Source organism: Sinomonas sp. (assembly GCF_051955515.1).
GTDB lineage: Bacteria > Actinomycetota > Actinomycetes > Actinomycetales > Micrococcaceae > Sinomonas.
Genome location: NZ_JBQCGQ010000005.1, coordinates 1 through 23,384 on the forward strand (window position 1 = coordinate 1; position 23,384 = coordinate 23,384).

Annotated in this window: 18 protein-coding genes; 9 read left to right on the forward strand and 9 right to left on the reverse strand. The window is 63.4% G+C overall.

Features of this window, described 5'->3' with window-relative positions; translation table 11 throughout:
• Positions 1 to 441 (reverse strand): UTP--glucose-1-phosphate uridylyltransferase (locus ACTHL9_RS00190; protein WP_440516609.1); only part of this gene is annotated, 441 nt, incomplete at its 3' end.
• A gap of 448 nt (positions 442 to 889) precedes the next feature.
• On the opposite strand from ACTHL9_RS00190, the gene ACTHL9_RS00195 reads away from it, so the two are divergent.
• The gene (locus tag ACTHL9_RS00195; RefSeq protein ID WP_440516610.1) at positions 890 to 2,182 is read left to right on the forward strand and encodes a GH25 family lysozyme; all 1,293 of its coding nucleotides are present in this window, start codon (positions 890 to 892) and stop codon (positions 2,180 to 2,182) included.
• A gap of 73 nt (positions 2,183 to 2,255) precedes the next feature.
• Here ACTHL9_RS00195 and rfbA read toward each other — a convergent pair whose 3' ends face one another.
• Positions 2,256 to 3,116 carry a glucose-1-phosphate thymidylyltransferase RfbA gene (gene rfbA, locus ACTHL9_RS00200; RefSeq protein ID WP_440516611.1) on the reverse strand — a complete coding sequence of 287 codons (861 nt, stop codon included), beginning with the start codon at positions 3,114 to 3,116 and terminating at the stop codon, positions 2,256 to 2,258.
• A 56-nt stretch (positions 3,117 to 3,172) separates the two neighbouring features.
• On the opposite strand from rfbA, the gene rfbB reads away from it, so the two are divergent.
• The 4 genes from rfbB to ACTHL9_RS00220 are packed head-to-tail and all read left to right on the forward strand — an operon-like array spanning position 3,173 to position 6,713.
• The gene (gene rfbB / locus ACTHL9_RS00205) at positions 3,173 to 4,171 is read left to right on the forward strand and encodes a dTDP-glucose 4,6-dehydratase (protein WP_440516612.1); all 999 of its coding nucleotides are present in this window, start codon (positions 3,173 to 3,175) and stop codon (positions 4,169 to 4,171) included.
• The gene (locus tag ACTHL9_RS00210; protein ID WP_440516613.1) at positions 4,168 to 5,613 is read left to right on the forward strand and encodes a sugar nucleotide-binding protein; all 1,446 of its coding nucleotides are present in this window, start codon (positions 4,168 to 4,170) and stop codon (positions 5,611 to 5,613) included. Before rfbB ends, ACTHL9_RS00210 begins: the two co-directional genes overlap by 4 nt.
• A 32-nt stretch (positions 5,614 to 5,645) precedes the next feature.
• On the forward strand, positions 5,646 to 6,338 hold the full coding sequence (locus tag ACTHL9_RS00215) for a glycosyltransferase family 2 protein (protein WP_440516647.1): 693 nt from the start codon (positions 5,646 to 5,648) through the stop codon (positions 6,336 to 6,338).
• 9 nt (positions 6,339 to 6,347) lie between these two features.
• Positions 6,348 to 6,713 (forward strand): DUF2304 domain-containing protein, encoded by a 366-nt coding sequence (locus tag ACTHL9_RS00220; protein WP_440516614.1) that lies wholly within the window; start codon positions 6,348 to 6,350, stop codon positions 6,711 to 6,713.
• A gap of 70 nt (positions 6,714 to 6,783) precedes the next feature.
• On the opposite strand, the gene ACTHL9_RS00225 is transcribed toward ACTHL9_RS00220, so the two are convergent.
• A complete protein-coding gene (locus ACTHL9_RS00225; protein WP_440516615.1) occupies positions 6,784 to 7,668 on the reverse strand; it encodes a glycosyltransferase family 2 protein in 885 nt (294 codons plus the stop codon).
• 180 nt (positions 7,669 to 7,848) lie between these two features.
• Here ACTHL9_RS00225 and ACTHL9_RS00230 point away from each other — a divergent pair, with 180 nt between their 5' ends.
• Positions 7,849 to 9,546 (forward strand): glycosyltransferase, encoded by a 1,698-nt coding sequence (locus ACTHL9_RS00230; RefSeq protein WP_440516616.1) that lies wholly within the window; start codon positions 7,849 to 7,851, stop codon positions 9,544 to 9,546.
• A gap of 330 nt (positions 9,547 to 9,876) precedes the next feature.
• Positions 9,877 to 11,844 carry a DUF6541 family protein gene (locus ACTHL9_RS00235; protein WP_440516617.1) on the forward strand — a complete coding sequence of 656 codons (1,968 nt, stop codon included), beginning with the start codon at positions 9,877 to 9,879 and terminating at the stop codon, positions 11,842 to 11,844.
• A 169-nt stretch (positions 11,845 to 12,013) separates the two neighbouring features.
• Here the strand turns inward: ACTHL9_RS00235 and ACTHL9_RS00240 are convergent, their stop codons facing one another.
• The 4 genes from ACTHL9_RS00240 to glf are packed head-to-tail and all read right to left on the reverse strand — an operon-like array spanning position 12,014 to position 16,789.
• The gene (locus ACTHL9_RS00240; RefSeq protein ID WP_440516618.1) at positions 12,014 to 12,742 is read right to left on the reverse strand and encodes an ABC transporter ATP-binding protein; all 729 of its coding nucleotides are present in this window, start codon (positions 12,740 to 12,742) and stop codon (positions 12,014 to 12,016) included.
• A 2-nt stretch (positions 12,743 to 12,744) separates the two neighbouring features.
• Positions 12,745 to 13,602 carry an ABC transporter permease gene (locus tag ACTHL9_RS00245; RefSeq protein ID WP_440516619.1) on the reverse strand — a complete coding sequence of 286 codons (858 nt, stop codon included), beginning with the start codon at positions 13,600 to 13,602 and terminating at the stop codon, positions 12,745 to 12,747.
• Positions 13,599 to 15,590 (reverse strand): glycosyltransferase, encoded by a 1,992-nt coding sequence (locus ACTHL9_RS00250; RefSeq protein WP_440516620.1) that lies wholly within the window; start codon positions 15,588 to 15,590, stop codon positions 13,599 to 13,601. Before ACTHL9_RS00250 ends, ACTHL9_RS00245 begins: the two co-directional genes overlap by 4 nt.
• Before the next feature lie 11 nt (positions 15,591 to 15,601).
• The gene (gene glf / locus ACTHL9_RS00255) at positions 15,602 to 16,789 is read right to left on the reverse strand and encodes a UDP-galactopyranose mutase (protein WP_440516621.1); all 1,188 of its coding nucleotides are present in this window, start codon (positions 16,787 to 16,789) and stop codon (positions 15,602 to 15,604) included.
• Positions 16,790 to 16,968: 179 nt separating this feature from the next.
• Between glf and ACTHL9_RS00260 the strand changes: the two genes are divergently transcribed.
• Positions 16,969 to 20,856 (forward strand): FtsK/SpoIIIE domain-containing protein, encoded by a 3,888-nt coding sequence (locus tag ACTHL9_RS00260; RefSeq protein ID WP_440516622.1) that lies wholly within the window; start codon positions 16,969 to 16,971, stop codon positions 20,854 to 20,856.
• A 3-nt stretch (positions 20,857 to 20,859) separates the two neighbouring features.
• Here the strand turns inward: ACTHL9_RS00260 and ACTHL9_RS00265 are convergent, their stop codons facing one another.
• Positions 20,860 to 21,285, reverse strand: a complete 426-nt coding sequence (locus tag ACTHL9_RS00265; RefSeq protein WP_440516623.1) for a hypothetical protein — start codon at positions 21,283 to 21,285, stop codon at positions 20,860 to 20,862.
• Positions 21,286 to 21,524: 239 nt separating this feature from the next.
• Here ACTHL9_RS00265 and ACTHL9_RS00270 point away from each other — a divergent pair, with 239 nt between their 5' ends.
• The gene (locus ACTHL9_RS00270; RefSeq protein WP_043127419.1) at positions 21,525 to 21,773 is read left to right on the forward strand and encodes a WhiB family transcriptional regulator; all 249 of its coding nucleotides are present in this window, start codon (positions 21,525 to 21,527) and stop codon (positions 21,771 to 21,773) included.
• A 126-nt stretch (positions 21,774 to 21,899) separates the two neighbouring features.
• Here the strand turns inward: ACTHL9_RS00270 and ACTHL9_RS00275 are convergent, their stop codons facing one another.
• Positions 21,900 to 23,372 carry a sensor histidine kinase gene (locus tag ACTHL9_RS00275; RefSeq protein WP_440516624.1) on the reverse strand — a complete coding sequence of 491 codons (1,473 nt, stop codon included), beginning with the start codon at positions 23,370 to 23,372 and terminating at the stop codon, positions 21,900 to 21,902.
• Positions 23,373 to 23,384: the final 12 nt, after the last annotated feature.

Below are 23,384 nucleotides of genomic sequence, written 5' to 3' on the forward strand. Positions count from 1 at the left end.
CTCCCCCAGCAGCTCATCGCGCTCATCGATCAGGTCATCGCCCAGCAGCACCGCGAACGGCTCATCGCCCACATGCCGCTCCGCGCACAGCACAGCATGCCCGAGGCCGTTGGGATCGCCCTGGCGCACGTAGTGGATATCGCCCAAGCCGCTGGCTTCCCGCACTGCGGCGAGCTTCTTCTCGTCGCCCTTCTGCTCGAGGGCAGACTCAAGCGTCGGCACCCGGTCGAAGTGGTCCTCGAGAGCGCGCTTGCTCCGGCCCGTGATGACGAGAACGTTGTCCAGGCCGGCGCGCGCCGCCTCGGCCACCACGTATTGAATGGCTGGTCGATCGACCACAGGAAGCATCTCCTTCGGCATCGCCTTGGTGGCCGGGAGGAAGCGTGTGCCGAGGCCCGCGGCCGGAATGACCGCTTTCGTAATGGGAGCTGTGTCAGGCATGCGGGTAGCTTACGGGAGGCGCTGAGCGGCCGATAACGCAGGAACAACACAGATTTTCCACAAGAACAGAAATTCACGTGAATCACACTGTTCACATCTTTAACACTGTTGCTATGGTGGTTCCGCTCCCTCATGTCCTGAGGATCGGATCGTCTATGCGGGCAAGGCTATGAAACTCACATCTATGACACACACGGTGGGACTGTCTCTTCTGGCTGTGGGGTTGGTAGGCGGCTTGTCTATGCCCGCCGCTCTCGCCGCTACGGCACCAGCCCCAGCACCCACCGCATCAACCCCCACGGCCACGGCGACTCCTGGCAACCCCAGCTCCCCAACGCCGTCGACCTCCCCTGCAGCATCGCCGGGGGCATCTCAGCCCTCGCCCCCACCAGGGGCGATCGCGGCGGCGACCTCCGATCCTGGAGCCAGTGCAAGGCTTCGCGATTTCATGCGCCAGGCGGTAGGGCTCGGCGCAAAGATGGGGCAGGTCAATCCCGAGAACCCCAAAAAGCTGGGGTCCCCGGCCAAGGGAAGCGCGCTCAATATCCTGGCGGCTACGTGGCAGCCAGGCTGGGGAATCGCGGGCGTCGATGTGAGCGCCTACCAAGCAGCGTACTCCGGAGGCCAATGGGTCGACACAACGGACTGGGTCGGACAATTCAATCAAGGGGTTCGATTCGCCTACGTCAAGGCGAGCGAGGGCAACTACTACACGAATCAGGCCTTTTCGCAGCAATACTCCAATTCGCGGAATGCGGGCATGATCCGCGGGGCGTATCACTTCGCCATCCCCAACTGGTCGAGCGGGAACGATCAGGCCAACTATTTCGTCCAGAACGGCGGCGGCTGGTCCTCCGACGGGACCACGATGCCTCCCGTTCTTGACATCGAGTACAACCCCTACGCCGGGCAAACGATCAATGGCGTCTATATGGGCGACATCTGCTACAGCATGGCCGGCAGCGCAATGGTCAACTGGGTGGCAGACTTCAGCAACTCCATGTTCTCCTTGACGGGACGGCGACCGGTCATCTACACGACCGCAGACTGGTGGAGCCGCTGCACTGGGAACTACGGCGGCTTCGGAAACAACCCACTCTGGATTGCTGCCTACAACCAGTCAGGGCCTCCCCTTCCCGCCGGCTGGCAGACATTCAGCATCTGGCAGTACAGCTCGGGCGGTCCCTTCGTCGGCGACTCCAACGCTTGGAATGGCGACTACCCCAGCCTCCAACGCTTTGCGACCTACGGGGATACGAACCCGAGCGCAGCGATAGGACTGGTTGCGGCCGGCGCGAACCTCGGCGCCCAAACCACCGGCGTGATCACCGGGCTCAGCAGCGGAGGGGCGTTCCAGAACTTCCAGAACGGCTCCATCATGTGGTCCCCCACCACCGGCGCCCAGATCTCCCCCGTGGGCCCGATCCGCGACGCCTGGGCAGCCTCGGGCTACGAACGGGGCTCCCTCGGCTATCCGGTCAGCGGCGTGATCACAGGCCTGGCGAACGGCGGAGCGTTCCAGAACTTCCAGAACGGCTCCATCATGTGGTCCCCGGCGACCGGCGCCCAACTATCGCCGGTTGGTCCGATCCGTACCTATTGGCTCAACTCGGGCGCTGAGCGGGGCAGATACGGATATCCGACCGGGGGTCAAACCTGCAACAGCGCGAAGACCAGCTGCTCGCAGTCGTTCCAAGGCGGCACCATCTCCTGGAACAGCACTTCGGGAATCACTGGCTAGGCCAGGTACCGACTGAGAAGCAAGGAGGCCCTCCGCCGAGATCGGTGGAGGGCCTCCTCACATTGATAGACCGTCAGTCCAGAAGCTCCAGCAGATAACGCCCATATCCGCTCTTGACAAGGGGCTCGGCACGTTCCCGCAGCTCGTCGTCACTGAGGAAACCGAGTCTCCACGCGATCTCCTCGGGCGCACCGATCTTGAGTCCCTGCCGGTTCTCGACGGTGCGGATGAAGTTCGAGGCGTCGTTGAGATCGCTGAACGTTCCGGTGTCCAGCCACGCGGTCCCGCGCGGAAGAACCTCGACTTGAAGCTTCCCGGTTTCGAGATACGTCCGATTCACATCAGTGATCTCAAGTTCACCGCGGGGTGAAGGCTTGAGGCCCTTGGCGATTTCTACGACATCGTTGTCGTAGAAGTAGAGCCCCGGAACGGCGTAGTTGCTCTTGGGCTTGGCCGGCTTCTCCTCAAGAGAGATCGCGCGGCCGTCGGCGTCGAACTCCACGACGCCGTACGCCGTCGGATCTTTGACCCAGTAGCCGAAGACTGCCGCGCCATCGATGTTCTGGTGACGCCGGAGCTGAGTGCCCATACCGGGACCGTAGAAGATGTTGTCCCCTAGGACGAGCGCCACAGTCTCAGTGCCGATGTGCTCTTGGCCGAGGATGAACGCTTGGGCGAGACCGTCCGGGGAGGGCTGCTGGACGTAGGTGATGTTGATCCCGAATCGGGATCCGTCTCCAAGAAGCCTCTCGAACGAATCCGCGTCATGCGGAGTCGTAATCACGAGGACGTCGCGGACGCCCGCGAGGATCAGGGTGGAGAGCGGATAGTAGATCATCGGCTTGTCGTACACCGGAACCAGCTGCTTGCTCACCCCCAGGGTGATGGGATGAAGCCGGGAGCCTGTGCCGCCTGCCAAGATGATTCCACGCATGGTGTCCATAATCGCTAGGCCCGAGCACCCATGCCAAATCCGGTATTTTAGAACGCATGCAGCGACTCCTCGTCACCGGCGGCGCCGGGTTCATCGGCTCGAACTTCGTCCGCTATGTCCTGAGCCACACGGACCATCACGTCACGGTGCTCGACAAGCTGACCTACGCGGGCAACCTCGAGTCGCTCAAAGGGCTCCCGGGACAGCGATTCCGCTTCGTCAAGGGCGACATCGCGGACACCGCGCTGGTCGATGAGCTCGTCGGCGCGGCCGACGCCGTCGTGCATTACGCAGCGGAGAGCCACAATGACAACTCGCTGCACAACCCCCGCCCGTTCCTCGACACGAACATCATCGGCACCTACACCCTGATTGAAGCGGCGCGACGGCACGGCACCCGTTTTCACCACATCTCCACGGACGAGGTCTACGGCGACCTCGAACTCGACGATCCGGCTCGCTTCACCGAACAGACTCCGTACAACCCCTCGAGCCCATACTCATCGACCAAGGCGGGATCGGACCTTCTGGTCCGCGCGTGGGTTCGCTCCTTCGGCCTTCAGGCCACGATCAGCAACTGCTCCAACAACTACGGCCCCTACCAGCACGTGGAGAAGTTCATCCCCCGCCAGATCACGAACGTGATCGATGGAATTCGCCCGAAGCTCTACGGCAAGGGCGAGAATGTGCGTGACTGGATCCACGCGGACGACCACTCCTCGGCGGTCCTCACGTTTCTGGACAAGGGCCGGATTGGAGAGACCTACCTCATTGGTGCCGACGGCGAGAAGGACAACAAGTCCGTCGTCGAGCTCATCCTGAAGGCGATGGGCCAGTCGGCGGACGCCTACGACCACGTCGTCGACCGCCCCGGCCACGATCTGCGCTACGCGATCGACTCCACAAAGCTTCGCACCGAGCTCGGCTGGAAGCCTCAGTATCAGGATTTCGAGGCTGGTCTTGAGGCAACAGTGCAGTGGTACCGCGACAACGAGGCATGGTGGCGCCCCCAGAAGGCCGAGACGGAAGCAAAGTACAAGGAGCAGGGCCAGTGAGCGCATCGAACGAGAGCCACAGCATCGAATTCTCCAAACCGCTCGCAGCCCATCGGACGCCGATCCCCGGCGTTGTCGTCTACGACCTGCCGGTTCACGGCGACAACCGCGGGTGGTTCAAGGAGAACTGGCAGCGCGAGAAGATGCTCGCCCTCGGCCTGCCTGACTTCGGTCCGGTGCAGAACAACATCTCCTTCAATGAGAAGGCCGGGACGACGCGGGGTATCCACGCCGAGCCGTGGGACAAATACATCTCCGTTGCTACAGGGCGAATCTTCGGGGCATGGGTGGACCTCCGCGAAGGCCCGTCCTTCGGCACGGTCTTCACCGCCGAACTCGACCCGTCGAAGGCGATCTTCATCCCTCGCGGGGTGGGGAATGCGTTCCAGACGCTCGAAGACGGGACCGCCTACACGTACCTGGTGAACGATCACTGGTCGGCGGATGCCCAGAGCCAGTACACCTTCCTCAACCTCGCCGACGAGACCGTATCGATTCAGTGGCCCATCCCGCTCGAGCAGGCCGAGCTTTCCGACAAGGATCGGGCTCACCCGCGCCTTGCTGACGTGGTGCCGATGTCGCCCCGGAAGATCCTGGTGCTCGGAGCCGAAGGCCAGCTCGGCAGGGCGCTCAAGGCCACGTACGACGGCGACCCGCGCGTTGAGTTCGCAGGTCGCCGAGAGTTTGACCTCGCCGATCCGGCCTCCTACTCCGCCCGCAACTGGAAGAACTATTCGGCCATCATCAATGCGGCGGCTTACACCGCCGTGGACAAGGCCGAGTCGCCGGAGGGCCGGAGAGCGGCGTGGTCGATCAACGTGAGCGCCGTCGCGCACCTCGCCCGCGTCGCCGTCGAGCATCGACTCACTCTGGTCCATGTCTCAAGCGACTATGTCTTCGATGGCAGCGCCGAGGTTCATTCCGAGGACGAGCCGTTTTCTCCACTCGGGGTCTATGGTCAGACGAAGGCGGCGGGTGATGCCATCGTCTCAGTGGTTCCACGCCACTACATCGTGCGGACGTCGTGGGTCATCGGCGAGGGCAGCAACTTCGTCCGCACGATGTCGAACCTCGCTGAGCGAGGCATCAAGCCGTCCGTCGTGAACGACCAGTTTGGACGGCTGTCCTTCACCGAGGACATCGCCGCGGGAATCCGCCACCTCTTGGAGACCGAGGCGCCGTTTGGCGTCTACAACCTCACCAACGAGGGCGAGCGTCAGTCCTGGGCCGACATCGCGTCGTCGGTCTACGCCCTCACCGGGCATGATGGCGACGATGTGACCGGAGTCTCCTCGGAGGAATACTTCAAGGGCAAGGACGCGGCGCCTCGCCCAACCCACAGCATGCTCGACCTTTCGAAGCTGAAGTCAACGGGGTTCACCGCCCCGGCTGGTGTGCAGCGCCTTGAGGGGTACGTACGACAAGAGGTATCCACTCCGTGACCACTGCTCCCCGCTCGAAGACCTTGGTCATCATGCCTGCTTGGAACGAGGCCGAGTCTGTCTTCTCCACCGTTCAAGAAGTGCTGGAACACGGCCCCGATTGCGATGTGCTCGTCGTCGACGACGGTTCAGCCGACGCCACGGCGCGGCTTGCCGCCGACGCAGGTGCGCGTGTCATCCGCCTTCCCTTCAACATGGGGGTTGGCGGAGCGATGCGTACAGGATTCAAGTACGCCCTCCTTCACGGCTACGAACAGGCAATCCAAGTTGACGCCGATGGCCAGCATGATCCGCGGGAAATCCAGCGGGTGCTCGACGGGCTGGCCAAGGCGGACATCGTGATCGGCTCCCGGTTCGAGGACCGGAAGGAATACGAGGTCACCGGTCCGCGGAAATGGGCCATGGTGGTCCTCGGAAGTGTGCTCTCCAAGATCAGCGGCACCCGCCTCACAGATGTGACTTCCGGCTTCCGTGCCGCGAACCGGCGGGCCATCCGCCAGTACGTCGCCCACTATCCTGCCGAGTATCTTGGAGACACGATCGATTCGCTCGTCGTCGCCGTCCGCTCGGGCTGCACGGTCGCTCAGGTTCCCGTCAACATGCGGCCCCGCCAAGGCGGAACTCCTAGCCACCACCCAGTGAAGGCAGCCGTCTACCTCGTCCGCTCCGGGCTGGCTCTGGTCTTCGCCCTCACCCGCAAGAAGACGTCGCCGGTCGGCGACTAGGAGGACCCCTTGACCATCGTCGCAGTCCTGTTTGTCGTCGTCGTTCTGCTGTTCATCGTCGAAATGCTGCGCCGTCAGAAGATCCGCGAAAAGTATGCCGTCCTGTGGATCATTATCGGCATCGCTACATTGATTCTCGCCGCATTCCCCGATCTCCTCACGTGGGCCGCTCACCTCGTCGGCGTACAGGTACCCTCCAATCTGCTCTTCGCGATCGCGGTGATCCTGCTGCTCGGCGTGACTCTCCATCTCTCGCGCGAAGTGTCATCCGCTGAGGACGAGATCCGCTCGCTGGCCGAAGAGGTGGCCATCCTCCGGGCGGACCTCCGCGATGTGCAGGGCCAGCTCCCAACGGGCCCGGAGGCCCGCCCATAGCTCTCGTCCAAACCAACGACGGCGGCTCGCTCTTTGCGCAGCCGCCGTCGTTTTCGGGACAGAATCGCTTCTAGCCAAGGATGTGCTTGACAAGACGAGGAAGAGAGTCGGTCCTTCGCTTCGCCAAAGCCTTGAGCACCAGGCTTCCAGCATTCAGGCGACTTGTGAGGTGATTTGACGCTGCCCGCGCCGCATGCGTCCACCCGAGAGCGCGAAAGCGCTCCGCCTGGCTTTCGAAGAAGCGGCGCTCCTCGTCGAAGCGCCGCCCATCCAGAGCCCGGACGGACGAATCGGATGCGGAATGCCGGCGATAGAGAAAAGCGAGCTCGGGATCAACGACCATTGCCCCGCCTTCGGCGGCGATGTCCAAGAGGAGTGCAAGGTCTTGGACTACGTCGAGTCCTTCGGTGAACCCAATCCGCTGAATCTTCTCGGTCCTCCAGGCGAGAGATGGGAAGTACGCCCAGTCAGCTCGAACAAGACTCGTCGCCATTCGCTCGCCTGCCAAAACAAGCGGAACCCGAGTCTTCGGCGCGTACATCCGCTTGACCGCGTCTACGAGAGGAAGCCTTGCAATACCCAGCTCGTCAATAACCTGGACTCCGGGCTGAACGACATCGGCTTCTCGGTGGGCCTCGAAATTGCGCACCACGACGTCGAGGTAATTGGGAAGCATCACATCGTCGGCACCCATGATGACGACGATGGGAGCCGTCGCACGGGCGAGTGCCTTGCGGTAGTTTCCGTTCGCGCCAAGATTGACGTCATTCTTTTCATACGAGACGCGGGGATCTTCGATACCCGCAAAGAAGGCAGCAGGCTCATCGCTCGGGTACCCGTCGTCGAAGACGTGAAGATTCCAGTCTTCGTAGTGCTGGCTCATCACGCTGCGGGCAGCGAGCTTCATCTGCTCGACGTCGCCGTAGTAGGGCAGCATCACATCGACTGAAGTCATCGTGGGCGTGGGCCTTTCGGTGCACAACAAGGGCGAATGGGCGGCCGTGGGCGTGCCGCCGCCTCCCCCACTATATAGGCCTGCCCTCACGAGGGCTTGCTGTCCCAGCTCGACCTGCCCCGGGACCTGCCCCCGGTATGATGGCCGAGTTGCCCGGACTCGCGAAGGAAGATCCTCCCCATGACATCTCGGCCGAGCGTCAGCGTCTGCATGGCCGCCTACAACGGCGCTCTGCACATCACGGAACAGCTCGATTCCATCCTTGCCGAGCTCGCGCCGACTGACGAGGTGATCATCGTCGACGACGGTTCGACGGACGGCACGCGGGAGATCCTGTCCAAAGTCGCTGACCCACGGGTTCGCGTTGTCTTCAATCAAGTGAACCTCGGCTACGTGCGGAACTTCGAAAAGGCCCTCGGCCTCAGTACTGGCGAAGTCGTCATGCTCTCGGATCAGGACGACGTGTGGATTCCCGGTCGCGTGAAGAAGCTGATTGCTGCGCTCTCGGACGTCGATGCGGCAGTAGGCAACTGCCAACACTTCGGAGGCACTCCTGGAGCGTTTCAGAAGCTCCGGGTCAGGGCGGAATACTCTACGACGTATCGACGGAATCTGTTGGGAATCCTCGTCGGCTACCGACTGCACTGGGGCTCGGCGATGGCCGTTTCGCGGAGTCTTCTCAACGATGCCCTCCCGTTCCCGAGGGTGATGACCGAATCTCACGACCAGTGGCTGGCGATGGTTGCGAATGTTCGCAGGAGCATTCGTTACCTGCCTGACGACACTGTTCGACACCGGCTTCATGATGAAAACCTCACGCCCAAGAAGCCACGGTCGCTGGGGAAGGTCCTCCGTGCCCGCGGCGAGTTCCTCGCCGAACTCGCTACCGCCGTCGTTCGGACCCAGAGGTCACGGCGAAACAGGGCTGCCCACAGTATCTCCATCGGCCCAGTCACGCATCGGTCGTCGACCGCCGCCGTGGTGTCCTCTTATAACCCCGGATTCGAGTTCCCGAAGCGAATCGAGTCCCTCCTCACGCAGATCGAGCACGTCGTGGTGGTGGACGACGGTTCATCGAACGACGTGAGCGAGATCTTGGCGCAAGCCGAGCAGAAGGGGGCGACGGTCCTACGCCAGGCGCGGAACTCAGGCATTGCGGCAGCACTCAACGCGGGAATCCGTCATGTCCGAAAAGAGTGGGATCCTGCGTGGATCATGACGATGGACCAAGACTCGGAGTTGACCCCTGGATATGTTCGCAAGGCCTTGGCGTGTGCCTCGAGCACCTCAGAGCAGCCCGGCTCGATCGGGGCTGTCTCCGCTGAGAGCCACAACACCAGGTCGCTCCCGACGGTGATCATACGGGGCAGGCGAGAGGTCCTGGATCCCATGCAGTCGGGCACTCTGTATCGGAGCGAAATCTTTGAGAGAGTGGGGTATTTCGACGAAGGACTCTTCATCGATTGCGTTGATTCTGATTACAATGCCCGGATTCGCAACGCCGGATACCACATCGCTATCGGCAGAGGGGCCGACTTGACCCACAGTTTGGGCCGGTCTCGCCCTATGCTGCTTCTAGGCTGGCATGCACATATCGGGTCAAAGCCGCTTTTTGTCTACGAACACCAGCCGTTCCGCGTGTACTACATCACGAGAAACATCTTGACGATCGCGAAACGCTATTCGTTCACGCAACCCTCGTGGGTGGCGCGCCGGCTGCTGATGGAAGTCGAGAGCAACGCTGTGCGACTCGTCTTCGGACCTCGACGAGGCCTGAGCGCTGCTGCCATCCTTCGGGGAGCCGCTGACTTCGCAGCCGGACGCACGGGCCCCATGCCCGAAGACGTCGCCCGTTCCTTGAGTGCTGTCCCAAACTGAACCAAGGCACCCAAAAAACGACCGGCCAGAAGCCGAGAGATGATGGCACGTCTGTATCCAGATGCCTCGGCGCCCGATCCGAGAAGACCGGACCGAGCAAGGCGGTTCGATAGACTGCTTTGAGCCCCGCGGAGTGCCCACGAACCAAGACACTCTCAAGTTGGGGGCAGCCATCAGATCGATTGGAGCAATTCACGTGTGCCGACGACGAGCGAGCAAGGCCCTTCGTCGGCGGGAGAAATGGTCCCTTGATCACGCACAATTGCCTCCGCGACGATCAGCGCTCGCCGCCTCCGCCTCCTACTCCGACTCGGAAGGGAGGATTCAGGCGTGAGCTGGGTTCAGGCGTGGGCTCCTCTCGCAACGGCTCTGGCACTTCTGATGGTCCCAGGTCTTGCGGTGGCGGCCTGTTTGCGGTTCAGGAACCTCTCGGCCGTGGCGTTGGCTCCGGCTTTCTCGTGCGGGATCATTGGCGTCTTCGGCATCGTCCTCAACTGGATTCACGTGCCTTGGAGCCTCTGGTCCTACCTTGGTTCCACCGCCCTGACCACGGCGGCGGCCGCTCTTCTCAGCCGGAGATTCCGACCAGACAGGGAACCCGCCACTCGTCTCAATGCTGTCGTCCCTCTTCTCGCGCTACTCCTGGCCTTGGGGTTGGCGGGCAGACGGCTGACTTCCTTGCTTGGCTCCCCAACAAACATCGCCCAGGTCTTCGACAATGTCTTCCATCTGAACGCGATCCGCTTCATCGTTGAGTCCGGCAATGCGTCTTCGCTGACGCTCGCGTCCTTTCAAGGATTCTCCGGCCTTCAGGCCTTGTATCCTGCCACTTGGCACTCGGCGGCAGCACTCGTCATGGAGCTCACTGGCTGCGGGCCTCAGGTTGCCGAGAACTCGGTGAATGTGATTGCCGCAGCCGTGGTCTGGCCGCTCTCATCGATCTTCTTCAGCTTCGTGCTGTTCCGACGGAGACCAGTCGCCGTTCTTGCTGCGGGTGTTTTCTCTGTTGTGCAGGTAGCGTTTCCGTACCTCCTGCTCGTCTGGGGTCCTCTGTTCCCCAACCTCCTCTCGATCTCCTTGCTGCCCGCGGTCCTCGCGGTCATCGTTCACCTTGCGCGCAGAATGAAAGTGTCGATGAAGGGCACGGGGCGCTGGTGGGCCGCCCTTCTCGTATCGCTCGCCGGCTGCGTTACGGCCCACATGAGTGCTATCAACACGATTCTGGCAATGGCCACGCCACTGATCATCGCGGTCTGGTTCCGCCGCTTGAACCGCTGGAGTTCCACCCCGCGGGGCGAGCGCCGAACCGTCCCCTGGCCTCTGCTGCTGTTCGGGCTGATCTTCGTGGTGGGCGCAGTGGTGTCGTGGACCAAGGTGCGTCCCGTCCCGTATGACAACTGGGGCCCGACTGTGACTGCGGGAGCTGCCGTAGGTGAAGTCATCACCAACAGTCCTATGCAGACCGGAATCGCCCTTGTCGTCTCGGTATTCTGCATAACGGGGGTGGTTTGCGCCTTTCTCAGGAAAGAGCACCGATGGCTCGTCGCGAGCTATGCCCTCATCGGTGCCCTTTACGTCACTGATGCTGCTGGCGCCAAGGGGTTCTGGAGAGACTTGGCTACTGGGACGTGGTATCAGGACACGTACCGTCTGGCTGCCCTGCTTCCGGTCGTGGCCACCCCCCTTGCTGCCTATGGATGCGCCATCACCTTCTCTGGGTTGCGCAGATGGTTCCGCCAAGCTCAGACGCGGTGGCAGCTCAGCCGACCCGTTCTGATCACCTTGTGCGTTCTGCTCGGCGCGATGGCCACCGCACTGGCATACCTCGGACCCGTCAGAGGCTACGTGGCAGCTTCCAAGTCCGTCTATAGCCTGCAGGGTGACTCACCGATTCTCGGAACGGGCGAACTGTCCCTGATTGAACGACTGCCCAGCCACGTGCCAGCTGGCGTCAAAGTGGCCGACAATCCGTGGAACGGAAGTTCACTCGCCTTCGCTTTCGGCAGCACGAGCACGCTTACCCCTCACTTGTTCGCCGCTCCCGACCCCGAGGCGGCCTTCATCTCACAGCGCCTGAAGTTCGAACCGTCGTCGCCTGCGATGTGCAAGGCGCTGAAAGACGAGAATGTGGATTATGTCTTGGACTTCGGCCACTACTACATGCTGAACCTCCCGTCCACGGGGGACTATCCGGGAGTCACGGATGTGGGAGGCACCCCTGGTCTGACGCTCGTCGATTCGCAGGGGACCGATGCTGCTCTCTACCGCATAGACTCGTGCCCCGACTTGAGAGGCTGACTGAGGCCGCCGGCGAGTGGGTGATGCCGACAGGTCTTGTCCCGGGTGAGGTAGCGCGGTTTGTCCCGGTCCGCGTTCGGGCGCGGCCAAACAGGGAGGCGCCGTCAGAAAGATTCGCCTCCTGACGGCGCCCTGAATGAATTCCAGTTTGACCAGCGGGGTCAGCTCGTCAGGTCTGCCGTAGCCGTCTGACAGCCTCGTCTACAGGTCCATCCAGGACGACCCGTCCCTTCTCAAGCAGCACCCCTCGCTCGCAGATCTGAGGAATGAGGTTCAAATCGTGGCTCACCACCACAAGGGTCTTGCCCTCGGCCGCGAGCTCCTTGATCTTCGCGATGCACTTGCGCTGGAAAGGCTCGTCTCCGACCGCGAGGATCTCGTCGACGAGGAACACCTCGGGATCGGTGTGCACTGCCACTGAGAACGCGAGACGCAGATACATTCCCGAGGAATAGAACTTCACTTCGGTGTCGATGAACTCACCGATCTCCGAGAACTCGACGATCGAGTCGAACCGTTCCTTGATCTGCTGCTCGCTCATCCCCAGGATGGCGCCGTTGAGATAGACGTTGTCGCGGCCCGTGAGGTCGTGATGGAAGCCCGCACCGACTTCGATGAGTCCAGCGACTCGGCCACGCGTCAGGACTGATCCGCTATCGGGCGTCATGACCCCGGAGATGTGCTTGAGCAAGGTCGATTTGCCGGAACCGTTGAAGCCGAGAAGGGCCACGCTCTCGCCCTGCTCGACGGTCAGCGAGACGTCATTGAGCGCATAGAACTTCTGGCTGAGATCCCCTTTGCGTCCCCTCAGAAGCCAGACCAGGGCCTCTTTGAGCGATCGCGTATGGCGCAGAACGAACTGCTTGCTGATATTGCTGACTTCGATTGCCGTGGCCACCGTTAGAGCTCCTGGGCAAAGCGGCCCTCAAGCCGCCGGAAGGTGAATTGGCCGATCACCGTGACGACCATGGACACAACGAGGCCGACGGGAAGCCACAGGGTCATCAGCTGAGGCGGAAGCTCGGCGGTCCCACTCGTGGTCGGATACCAGAAGGCGTAATGGAAGATCTCTACCGCAATGGTGATCGGATTGGCCTGATAGACCGCAAAGAAGCCGGCGCCCAAGGTGTTCCTGACCATTGTCCACACGTAGAGCACCGGCGAAGCCCACGTGACCACCATCAGCAGCAGGTCGACGATGTTCTCGAAATCCCGGAAGTAGACATTGACTGCACCGAAGAACAGTCCGAGCCCGGTCGCCAAGAGCGCGACGACGACGAAGCCTGCGACGGCGGCGGCCAGCTGGAGCAGTGATGGGTGCCAGCCTGAGAACACGCAGGCGACGATCAGGACGAGCAGCTGCGGGAAGAAGTGAACTCCCGAGACCCAGACTGATGCCACCGGGAAGAGTTCGCGTGGAAGGTAGATCTTCTTGATCAGGCTTCCATTGCCGACGATCGAGCGTGCGGCGTTGCCAAGAGCCTCAGTGAAGAAGTTGATCAGGATGATGCCCGAGAAGAGGTAGACGGCGTAGTTCTCTGTCCCCTTGTTCAGCCCGAGGAATACACCCAACGCCAAGTAGAACACGATGAACTGGACGCCGGGCTTGACGTATGACCACAGGAGGCCCAATACGGATCCCCTGTATCGGACCTTGAGTTCCTTGCGGACGAGCAGCTTGAGGAGAAACCTCGCACGGTAGGTGTCGGCCAGGCCCGAGCCAACGCCGGGCCTGACCAACTGCTGTGTTGCACTCACCGAGAATCGCTCACCGTGTGCTCGTCGAAGGTGTTCTTCCAGGCCTCGATCGAGGTGAGCTCGTCCAAGGCAGCCTTGTACTCCGCACTGAGAGAGCGCCACCGTAGGAGCAGTTCCCCGTGCAGCTTCGCGCTCTCAGAAAGCATCCGGCGCAGAACCTCAGGGTCCCGCTTATACCAGGAAGCACCGGTTCCTTCAGCATTCGACACAATTGCGGAATCGTACTGGGACATGCGCCACCACTTGTTGTCGATGTGGGGGATGTTGGCTTGAGGGCGCTCCCTGGTCGAATCAACGACCGGCTTCACGAGCTGACGGGCCATGGTCTTGACTGCCCATGGAACGAGGAGCATCTTCTTGGGCCGGCTGAACCCCTGACCATGCCGCGGCGGTTTCGCCATACGAGGAGCCGGGAATTCGTCAGGATCAGGCTTGAACAACGAGTCCGTGTGCTCGGAGAGCATTTTGCGAATTTCGGGAAGCTTCTTCTCCAGGAGTCCACGCAACGATCCGGGTCCCTTGAGGAGATCCTGCACCGCCCACGTCCGCCCCTGAACGGTGGCGTACTGCATCGATAGAAGGTGCTTGACGTCGTCTTGCTGGAGTTCGCGGATCACGCGCCCACCGAGCTCATAGGGGCTGTGCAGAAGCGCCGTGATGGCACGGTTCCGGGTGTGGAAGTAGGCCTGCCAACCGACAAGGTCGTCCTTGTCGATCCATGACACGTGCCACACTGCTGCCCCGGGCATCGAGACGGTGGGGAAGCCACGCGACTTCGCCCTCAGGCCATACTCCGAGTCGTCCCACTTGATGAAGATCGGCAGCGAGAGGCCGATCTCGCGGATCACCGACGTCGGGATGAGGCACATCCACCAACCGTTGTAGTCGACGTCGCAGCGGCGATGGAGCCACGGAGTCTGGCGCAGGTTGGACACCAGGAAATCGTGGCCGAGTTCCATATCCTCGCTCGGCAACGCGGGCTGGATACGGTACGGGTTGACCACTTCACCGAACGTGTGGAGCACTGTCCGGTTGTAGAGGTCGAACATGTGGCCGCCCACGATGGTCGGCGTCTTGCAGCGATCGGCGAACGTGACGAGGCGAAGGATGCTCTCAGTCTCGACGACGATGTCGTCGTCCATCAGAAGGACGTAGTCACTGCCGTTCGCGACGGCCTCGTACATTCCTCGCGAGAACCCGCCGGAACCGCCCAGATTCGCCTGCTCGATGACACGGAGTCGGCTGCCCAGCTGAGCCTTGACCTCAGCGAAGCCGTCCGCCTCCGACACCTTCTGGGTGCCCTGATCCACAATGAGGATCTCTTGGACGACATCGAGCGCCTCGGTGTCCTGCGCGAGCAGGCGAAGATTGTCGAGGCAGAAGTCCGTCTTGTTCAGGGTGGTGATCTGGAGGGTGACGCTGCCCCGCTTCGGAGCTTCGCCCGAGGCCTGCCACTCCGCGCGCCGGATCGCGACCGGCTCTGCGGCCGCCACGACGTCAAACCAGTACCAGCCGCCGTCGCCGAAGGGCTTGAGCGAGAGATCGAAAGCGGTGGTCACGTCTCCCTCGACTCGCTGCGAATCCACTCGCTGCAGTGAGCCGCGTGCATTGGACTTGTAGACGACGACGGCGCCCGGGCCGGAAGTCGTGACGCTTAGCCGAACGGACTCCACCGTGGTCCAGCGCCGCCAATAGCTCGCCGGAAACGCGTTGAAGTAGGTGCCGAAGGAGACGCGCTCGCCTGGGCGGACCATCATCGAGACCCGCGACAGGAAATCCTCAGCGTGTGCCTCTCGGGCCTGACTGCTGATCGTCCGAGGCCGCTTGTCACGCTCGGTCGACTCGCCCGTCGTCGGAATCTGCACGCCCGCAGCCGTTCCCATGTCCACGTACAGTGGCACGGTATCCATCTGCGCCTGGGGCGGGAGGATGACGCGCTGAAGAGTCTGCCATGCGTTCTCTGACTGGTCGTCGAGGGTCTGCGTCATGTCAACCGCCGTCACTCGTCCACCCCTCCGCTCACGAGCGCCTCGCCGCCCGCGAAATGAGGCTTGATCTTGTTGTCGAACATGCTGAGGGCCGAGCCGATGGCCATGTGCATGTCGAGGTACTTGTACGTCCCGAGGCGCCCCCCGAAGAGGACTGACTTCTCATCCTTCGCGAGGTCGCGGTAGGCAAGAAGCTTGGCGCGGTCCGCTTCCGTGTTCACCGGGTAGTAGGGCTCATCGCCCTTCTCCGCGAACCGGGAGAATTCGCGCATGATCAGCGTCTTCTCGGTCTGGTAGTTGCGCTCCGGATGGAAATGACGCGGTTCGATGATGCGCGTGAACGGCACGTCGTCGTCGTTGTAGTTGACGACCGAAGTGCCCTGGAAGTCTCCGACGTCGAGGACTTCCTCCTCGAAATCGATGGTCCGCCACGAGAGGTCGCCCTCTTTGTACTCGAAGTAGCGGTCCACGGCACCGGTGTAGACGACAGGCACATTGCCCACGACATTGCCCTTGCTGATGGGCTGGGACTCGTCGAAGAAGTCAGTGTTGAGCTGCACCGAGATGTTCGGGTGATCGGCCATCCGCTCGATCCACGCCGTGTACCCGTTGGTCGGGAGGCCCTCGTAGGTGTCGTTGAAGTAGCGGTTGTCGTAGGTGTAGCGCACGGGGAGGCGGGAGATGATCCCGGCAGGCAGGTCCTTGGGGTCTGTCTGCCACTGCTTGCCCGTGTAGTGCTTGATGAAGGCCTCGTAGAGCGGCCGCCCGATGAGCTGAATGCCCTTGTCATTGAGGTTCTGCGGATCCGTGCCCGCGAGTTCTCCGGCCTGCTCTTCGATCAGGGCGCGGGCCTCTGTCGGCGAGTAGTTCGCGCGGAAGAACTGGTTGATCGTGCCGAGATTGATCGGCAGGGGGAAAACTTCCCCCTTGTGCACTCCATACACACGGTGGACGTAGTTGGTGAAGGTCGTGAATTGGTTCACGTAGTCCCACACGCGCTTGTTGGACGTGTGGAAGAGATGAGCTCCGTAGCGGTGCACCTCGATGCCCGTCTGGGCATCATCCTCGCTGTAGGCATTGCCCCCGATGTGATGGCGGCGGTCGATCACCGTGACCTTGAGTCCGAGCTCCTTGGCTGCCCGCTCGGCCACCGTGAGGCCAAAGAAGCCGGATCCGACGACGACGAGATCAGCGTCCACAAATTCTCCTGTATTCGGGGCACGCCAGTGCCTTGGGCACTGGCCTTCCTGCGGTCCAAGACTACCGGACGACGCTGAAGCGCCTTTCCAGCCCTGAGGTTATCCACATAGCGGCCCTCACGGCCTCCACGCATCGCTCGGCTTGCGTAGCCTCGCATGAAGAAAGGTTGGGGGGACCTGTGGAACTGCACTTCACTCTTGTGGCCGGCGCCGAAGCCGTGCGAGCACCGGTGCGTCATGAGCTGGTGGCATACGCGCGGCCCGGCACTGCCGGAAGCGAGCTCGAAATGGCCATCGAAGGCGCCACGGGCGTGAGCGGAATCACCTTGGACGGTCGAGCGCTGAACTCCCTGACGATGGGCGAGCCTCCGCTCTGCGATGGCGCAGTGCTCACGGCAGGCCAGGCGGGAGAACTGCGCGACGACACGAGCTGGTCGCGTCTCTGTCTCGCCGTCCGTTCGGGCCCGAGTGCGGGGTTGCTCCGCCCCCTGGCCCGCGGCGTCCACAGGATCGGCAGGGGCGACGGCGATCAGGCGCCCCTGCCGGGCGTGATCGCGGTGTCCGATCCCCAGCTGTCCCGTGTCCACGCAGAACTCCGCGTGAGCGATACAAGCGTGGAGATCGTTGACCGCGACAGCACGAACGGAATCTGGGTGGCGGGGCGCAGGGTCGGCACCGCCCACCTCGTCGCCGGGCAGAGGGTACGGATGGGTTCGTCCGAACTGAGCCTGGAGTTCCCAGACGACGTCCTTCTCGATCCGAGGGCCGGCCTGGGTTATGGCCAACCGCTGCGGGTCGCCCGGCATGCTCCTTTTCAGAGGACGACGGCGATGCTCGCCGCCGCGGCCCTGCCGCTTCTGTTCGGGCTCGGCATGGCGATCTTCACCGGTCAGTGGATGTTCCTCGCCTTTTCCGGTGTCTCGGCCCTCACCCTGCTCTTTCCACTCGCCGAGGCCATCCGCGGCCGGCGGGCGTTTGGGCGTCGGATCAGCGAAGCGCTCGCCGAAGATCGTGCAAGACGCTTCGCGGCAGCCCCTGACGCGGCGGAGCTGGGCCTGGCGGGCGAGGCGACCGTGCAGACACCTCCTGCCTGCCCTCGCGATCTCGTGGTCCGCCTCGGCCGCGCACCTCTCCCTGCCGACGTTCAGATCGACCCCGAGCCGCCGTCCAAGCCAGCCCACACGGCGGTGCCGCTGACTGTGCCTCTCGGAGGAGTCGTCTCCCTCCGCGGCAATCCTCGCGCAATCGAAGGCCTCGCACGGTTCCTGCTGCTTCAACTGGCGGCCTTCCCGAGCTGCTCCCAGGTGACCGTCGTCCTCGCGGGCGGAAGCCGGTCTCTCCGTACCGGCGCCCGCTTCGCACCCCGGATCGCGGTGCTATCCGAGGCAGAGCTCGCTGATCACGCGCGCACGCTCGCACGTCTCTCGGCTGACCGCACCGTCGTCATCGCTTTGCCTGACGCCCGCATGGGGACTGAGGAGAACGCCGTTCGCGCCTGCGCCGAAGCGATGGCTGCACGCGGCTACTGCGTTGTGGATGCAACACGAGCGGTCCGGGCGCCGAATATCGTGGTCGACGTTGACGAGGTTCAGGGAACGGTCCTCAGCGGAACGTCACAGCAGCCGTTCCAACCGGATCTGGTGCCGGCCCGACCTTTCGAAGCCGCTGCCCGCGCGCTTGGGGGCCGGGCCCGCCCCGTGGAGTCAACAGGCCTTCCCGAGCGCCTCGGGCTTGCCGATATCATCCCCAATACCGTCGGAGGCCTCCGCGCGGCCTGGAGCAAGAACGCAGGCATTGACGGCGGTCTCCGTGTTCCTCTGGGGTGGGCCCTTCACGGACCTGCCGAGATCAACCTCGTCTCGGACGGGCCCCATATCCTGATCGCCGGCACCACGGGGTCTGGAAAGTCCGAGCTGCTCCGCACCCTCGTCGTCAGTGGAGCTGCTGCCCACTCCCCTGCCCGCCTCACGTTCCTCCTCCTCGACTTCAAGGGAGGCGCGGGCCTGGAGCCGCTTGCCGGGCTCCCACACTGCGTTGGCCTCCTGACGGATCTCGAAGACGGCATGAATCGCGCTCTCGCATCTCTTCGCGCCGAACTGAAGCGTCGGGAGAGGCTGCTTGCGGACCTTCGCTGCGGCGACGTCGACGACTATGCGCGGCAGTCGTCCGGGGAGGCCCTCCCTCATCTCGCGATCGTTGTGGATGAGTTCCGCATGCTGGTCGAAGACGCTCCCGAGTCGCTAGCCGAACTCCTTCGCGTGGCGACGATCGGGCGGTCTCTCGGAGTTCACCTGATCCTCGCCACACAACGGCCCCGAGGAGCTGTCACGGCCGATATTCGGGCCAACATCGGATCCGTGATCGCCCTGCGCGTCGCCTCGGAAGAGGAATCCCGCGACGTTCTCGGCTCTCCGGACGCCATGAGGATCTCGGCGGATATCCCCGGACGGGCAGTGTTGGCGGTGAACGGCCGTGAGTCCTTCGAGTTCCAGACAGCGTCCTTGACCTCCGCGCCAACCACGGCAGGCCCCGAGTGCGTAGAGCTCGTTACCGTCGAGGACTGGCTCGGCGACTCTCGACGACCCCGCAGTGAATCCGGCATGACAACCGCTGCTGCGGCCGAACACTTTGTCCGCATCACAAGGGAGGCGTGGCAGCGTGCTGGAGGCGGACCACTCCGAAAACCTGTCGCGCCTCCGCTGCCCCTCGCAGCGGGACCGGCGCCAACAGGAGCTCCCCAGATCCCTTTGGCCATCGGGGACTATCCAGACCGCCAGGAGACCTCCGTGCTTTCTTGGGCTCCTGCGGAACAGGGGCACCTTGCTCTGCTGGGCACACGGGCCGGAGGCGTCGACCTCGCCACAGCGGCGGTCATCGGCCAGATTGCGGCCGCGGAGACGGAGCGGCACCTGTATCTCCTCGACGGCGACGGCTCGCTGACCCGCCTCGCGACGCACAGAAGAGTCGGCGCCTACGCAGAGCCCTCCGACCTTCGGCTCGCGGCAAGGGTCATCGAGCGGGTTGCCGAGGCAGCAGCGAGCACGGGAGTCCCTCTCATCCTCGTCGTCTCGGCCTGGGGCAACTGGATCGCGGCCTTTCGCCAGAGCCCTCAGGCCTCGGCTGAGGACCGCCTTCTGGATCTCCTGCGCGGCGCCGCCGCTCCACGCGACATCACCCTCGTGCTCTCGGGCGAACGAGAGCTCTCAGCCTCCCGCGCTTTTGGGGCCTTGCCGTGCCGCCTGTTCTTCCCGCTCGGAGTGACCGCCGAGGCCCAGCTCGGCTGGCCCACCCTTCCCTCCGGGACGGCAGCTCCGCTCAGAGCCATTGCCACAGGGCCCCTGAGCCCGGGAGGGCCCATCGCAGCCCAGTGCTTCCTCCCGCCTGACGCCGAGGCGCTCGAACCGCCCGACGAGCGCTGTTCAGCGGGGCCGCCGCCAATCCGAGTCCAGCCGTTGCCGACGGTCGTTGTGGCCGAAGACGTAGGCCGTCGCAATCAGCCGCACCGGCGATTCCGTCGGCCACCGGCACGCGGGCTCGCCGTAGGTCTGGACTGCGATCGCAATCCGGTGGTCCTTCCGCTTCAGCCTGGGGAAGCGCTGATGGCCCTGGGCAGACGGAGAACGGGAAGGTCGTCGCTCCTTGCTGCCCTGCCCGCAATGAACCCGCACCTGGGGCCTTGGCACCACGTGACCAGCGAATGGCTGGCTGGGTGCGCCGCCCCAGCCGAGGCGGACATGAGGCGGGAGCGGCCGGCAGAGACGCCCATTCTGCTCGTCGATGACGCGGACCGACTGAGCGCGGCCGAGAGTCAAGCGTTGGCCTCGGCGGTGCAGGCCGGCGCGGCCGTCGTCGCCACCGCGGGCCTCCGTTCCGGCCTGTTCACGCGCTATCCCTTCGTAATCCAGGGAACTTCGGTTCGCTCGGGAATCGTCCTCGCTCCACAATCACCCTCTGACGGCGATGCATTCGGGGTCCGCCTCGAGCCGCTTGGGCGAGTTCCACCCGGCCGCGCTGTGGCAATTGTGGCGGGCGAGCCCGCCGAGGTTCAGCTCGGGACGCTGCGGTGAGGGTCAGTCCGAAGAACTACGCACCGCGCGCTGGGTTGCGGCGAACACCGGTTTGGTGAAGAGCAGAACCAGAGCGGCCGCCGCCGGGATCAGGATCAGCAGGCCGTAGAGAACATAGCCGCCGGTCATGGTCGGAAGGCCGATCGTCGCGGCAAAGAGCTGCACCACAAGAACCGCTGACCGCGTCCAGCGATATCCCCGAGCGAGGAGAAGCCCCGCGAAGGCGATGCCCACGCCGAAGAGAGCCAGCAGCACCATGGTGAAGATCGCGCCACCCGGCGAGACCTGCGCTTGGCCGTTGGCGAGCTCAACTCCATACAGGACGGCAAGCGCCAGAAGCACAAGGGCCTCGAGCCACACAATGGCGACGAGGACGACAAGTTGGACGGGTCTAGCCTGTCCCCGGGAGGACGGCGTGGAAGACTGCACAGGCTGAGATTACCCAAGGCTCCGGGTCTCCCCGAATGCTTGAGAGGCGAGTGGCTCAGATGTGACGCATCCCTCCCCTCAGCGGCTCAAATCCTCGGCCTTCCCCCTTGTTTACACCCAGTTAACGTGACAACCTTAATGAAGTTGACCGCGGGGCCCCAAGCAGGCCCCTTTGCTTTGGGACGCCTCGTGAAAATCTTCACAAGCGCATCCCCCGGAAACGGAGTACTTCAAGAACTATGGACTGGCGTGATCGTGCTGCCTGCCTGGACAAGGATCCCGAGCTCTTCTTCCCCGTGGGGAACACCGGCCCGGCGCTGCTCCAGATCGAGGAAGCGAAGAGCGTCTGCCGTCGCTGCCCCGTCATCGACACCTGTCTCCAATGGGCGCTTGAAAGCGGTCAGGACGCCGGGGTGTGGGGCGGAATGAGCGAAGACGAGCGCCGCGCTCTCAAGCGCCGCGCCGCCCGCGCGCGTCGCGCATCCTGAACCACGTCGAAATATTCGCGAGCCTCCGGGCAGGCAATCTCTTCACCGAATTCGCAATCCCTTCATTAGAAGGAACCATCCGCCCGCTGCGCTTCGCACAGCGGGCGGTGTCGCGTCTAAGGGGATTCAGCTGCGGCCCGGACGAAGATGGATCGTCACCTCGGTTCCGCCTCCGGATCGCGGACCCCACTGGATGGACCCCCCGAGTTCGCTCGTGACCAGAGTCCGCACAATCTGGAGCCCAAGACCCTCATGGCGGTTTCCGTGCTCAGGCATGCCCACGCCGTCGTCCGCCACGGTGACCTCAAGCGTCTCCTCGCCCGATTCCTCCCGGCCACGGCGCGCGATAAGCCAAACCGTCCCCGAACGGTCCTCGAGGCCATGTTCGACGGCATTTGTCACCAGCTCGTTGATGACGAGCGCCAGCGGGGTCGCGAGGTCGCTCGGAAGTCCACCGAACTCGCCTTCGCGCTCCGTGGTGACGTGCTGGTTGCCCGCAGCAACCTCGGCGGAGAGACGGAACTGCCGCTCAATGAGCTCGTCGAAGTCGACGTTCTGGGTGAGTCCTTGGGAGAGCGTCTCATGGACTAGGGCAATGGTGGCGACTCGTCGCATCGCTTGTTCAAGTCCCTGCCTGCCCTCCTCGCTCTTCATGCGGCGCGATTGCATCCGCAGGAGCGCAGCCACGGTCTGGAGATTGTTCTTGACCCGGTGATGGATCTCGCGGATCGTGGCGTCTTTGGTCACGAGCTCCATTTCCCGTCGCCGGAGTTCTGAAACGTCGCGGCACAGCACCAGCGCACCAAACCGTTCGCGCTCGTCGCGGAGCGGGATGGCGCGCAGCGAAAGACTCACGCCCCGGGATTCGATCTCGCTGCGCCACGGCATCCGCCCCGTGACCACGAGTGGAAGCGTCTCGTCGACCAGGCGCCGATCCTTCAGGAGGTTCGTCGTCAGCTCGGCAAGTGAGCGACCCTCGAGCGAATCAAAGCCCCCGAGCCTTCGGAAGGCGGAGACGCCGTTCGGGCTCGCGTATTGGACGATGCCCTCAGCGTCGAGCCGGATCAGCCCGTCGCCCACGCGTGGGGCGCCGCGCCGCGATCCAGTTGGCGAAGCGAAGTCGGGCCAGAGTCCCAAGGTGCCCATTCTGAGGAGGTCGTAGGCACACTGACGATAGGTCAGTTCGAGACGCGACGGCATCCGCGAACTCGAAAGGTCCATGTGAGACGTGACGACCGCGAGTGTCCGGCCATTTCGGACAAAGGGAACGGCCTCGACCCTCAGAGCCATTTCTGCGTTGAAGCTCGTCTCATGACTCCGCTCGATGCTCTGGCTCACCCAAGCCCTGTCGACGAGGGGCCGCAGATCACCCCGCACCTTCTCGCCCACGATGTCCTCATGGAACACCGTGTGAGTCGTAGACGGCCGCACATGCGCGAGCGCGGTGTAACCGCCCTCGAGGTCTGGGAACCACAGGGCCAAGTCGGCGAACGCCAGATCCGCAACGAGCTGCCAATCGCCGACGAGCAGATGGAGCCACTCGGCATCGCCTGGTCCGAAGTCAGCCTGTTCCCTGATGGTGTCCGTGAAGAGGGCCACCGCACCGCCTTG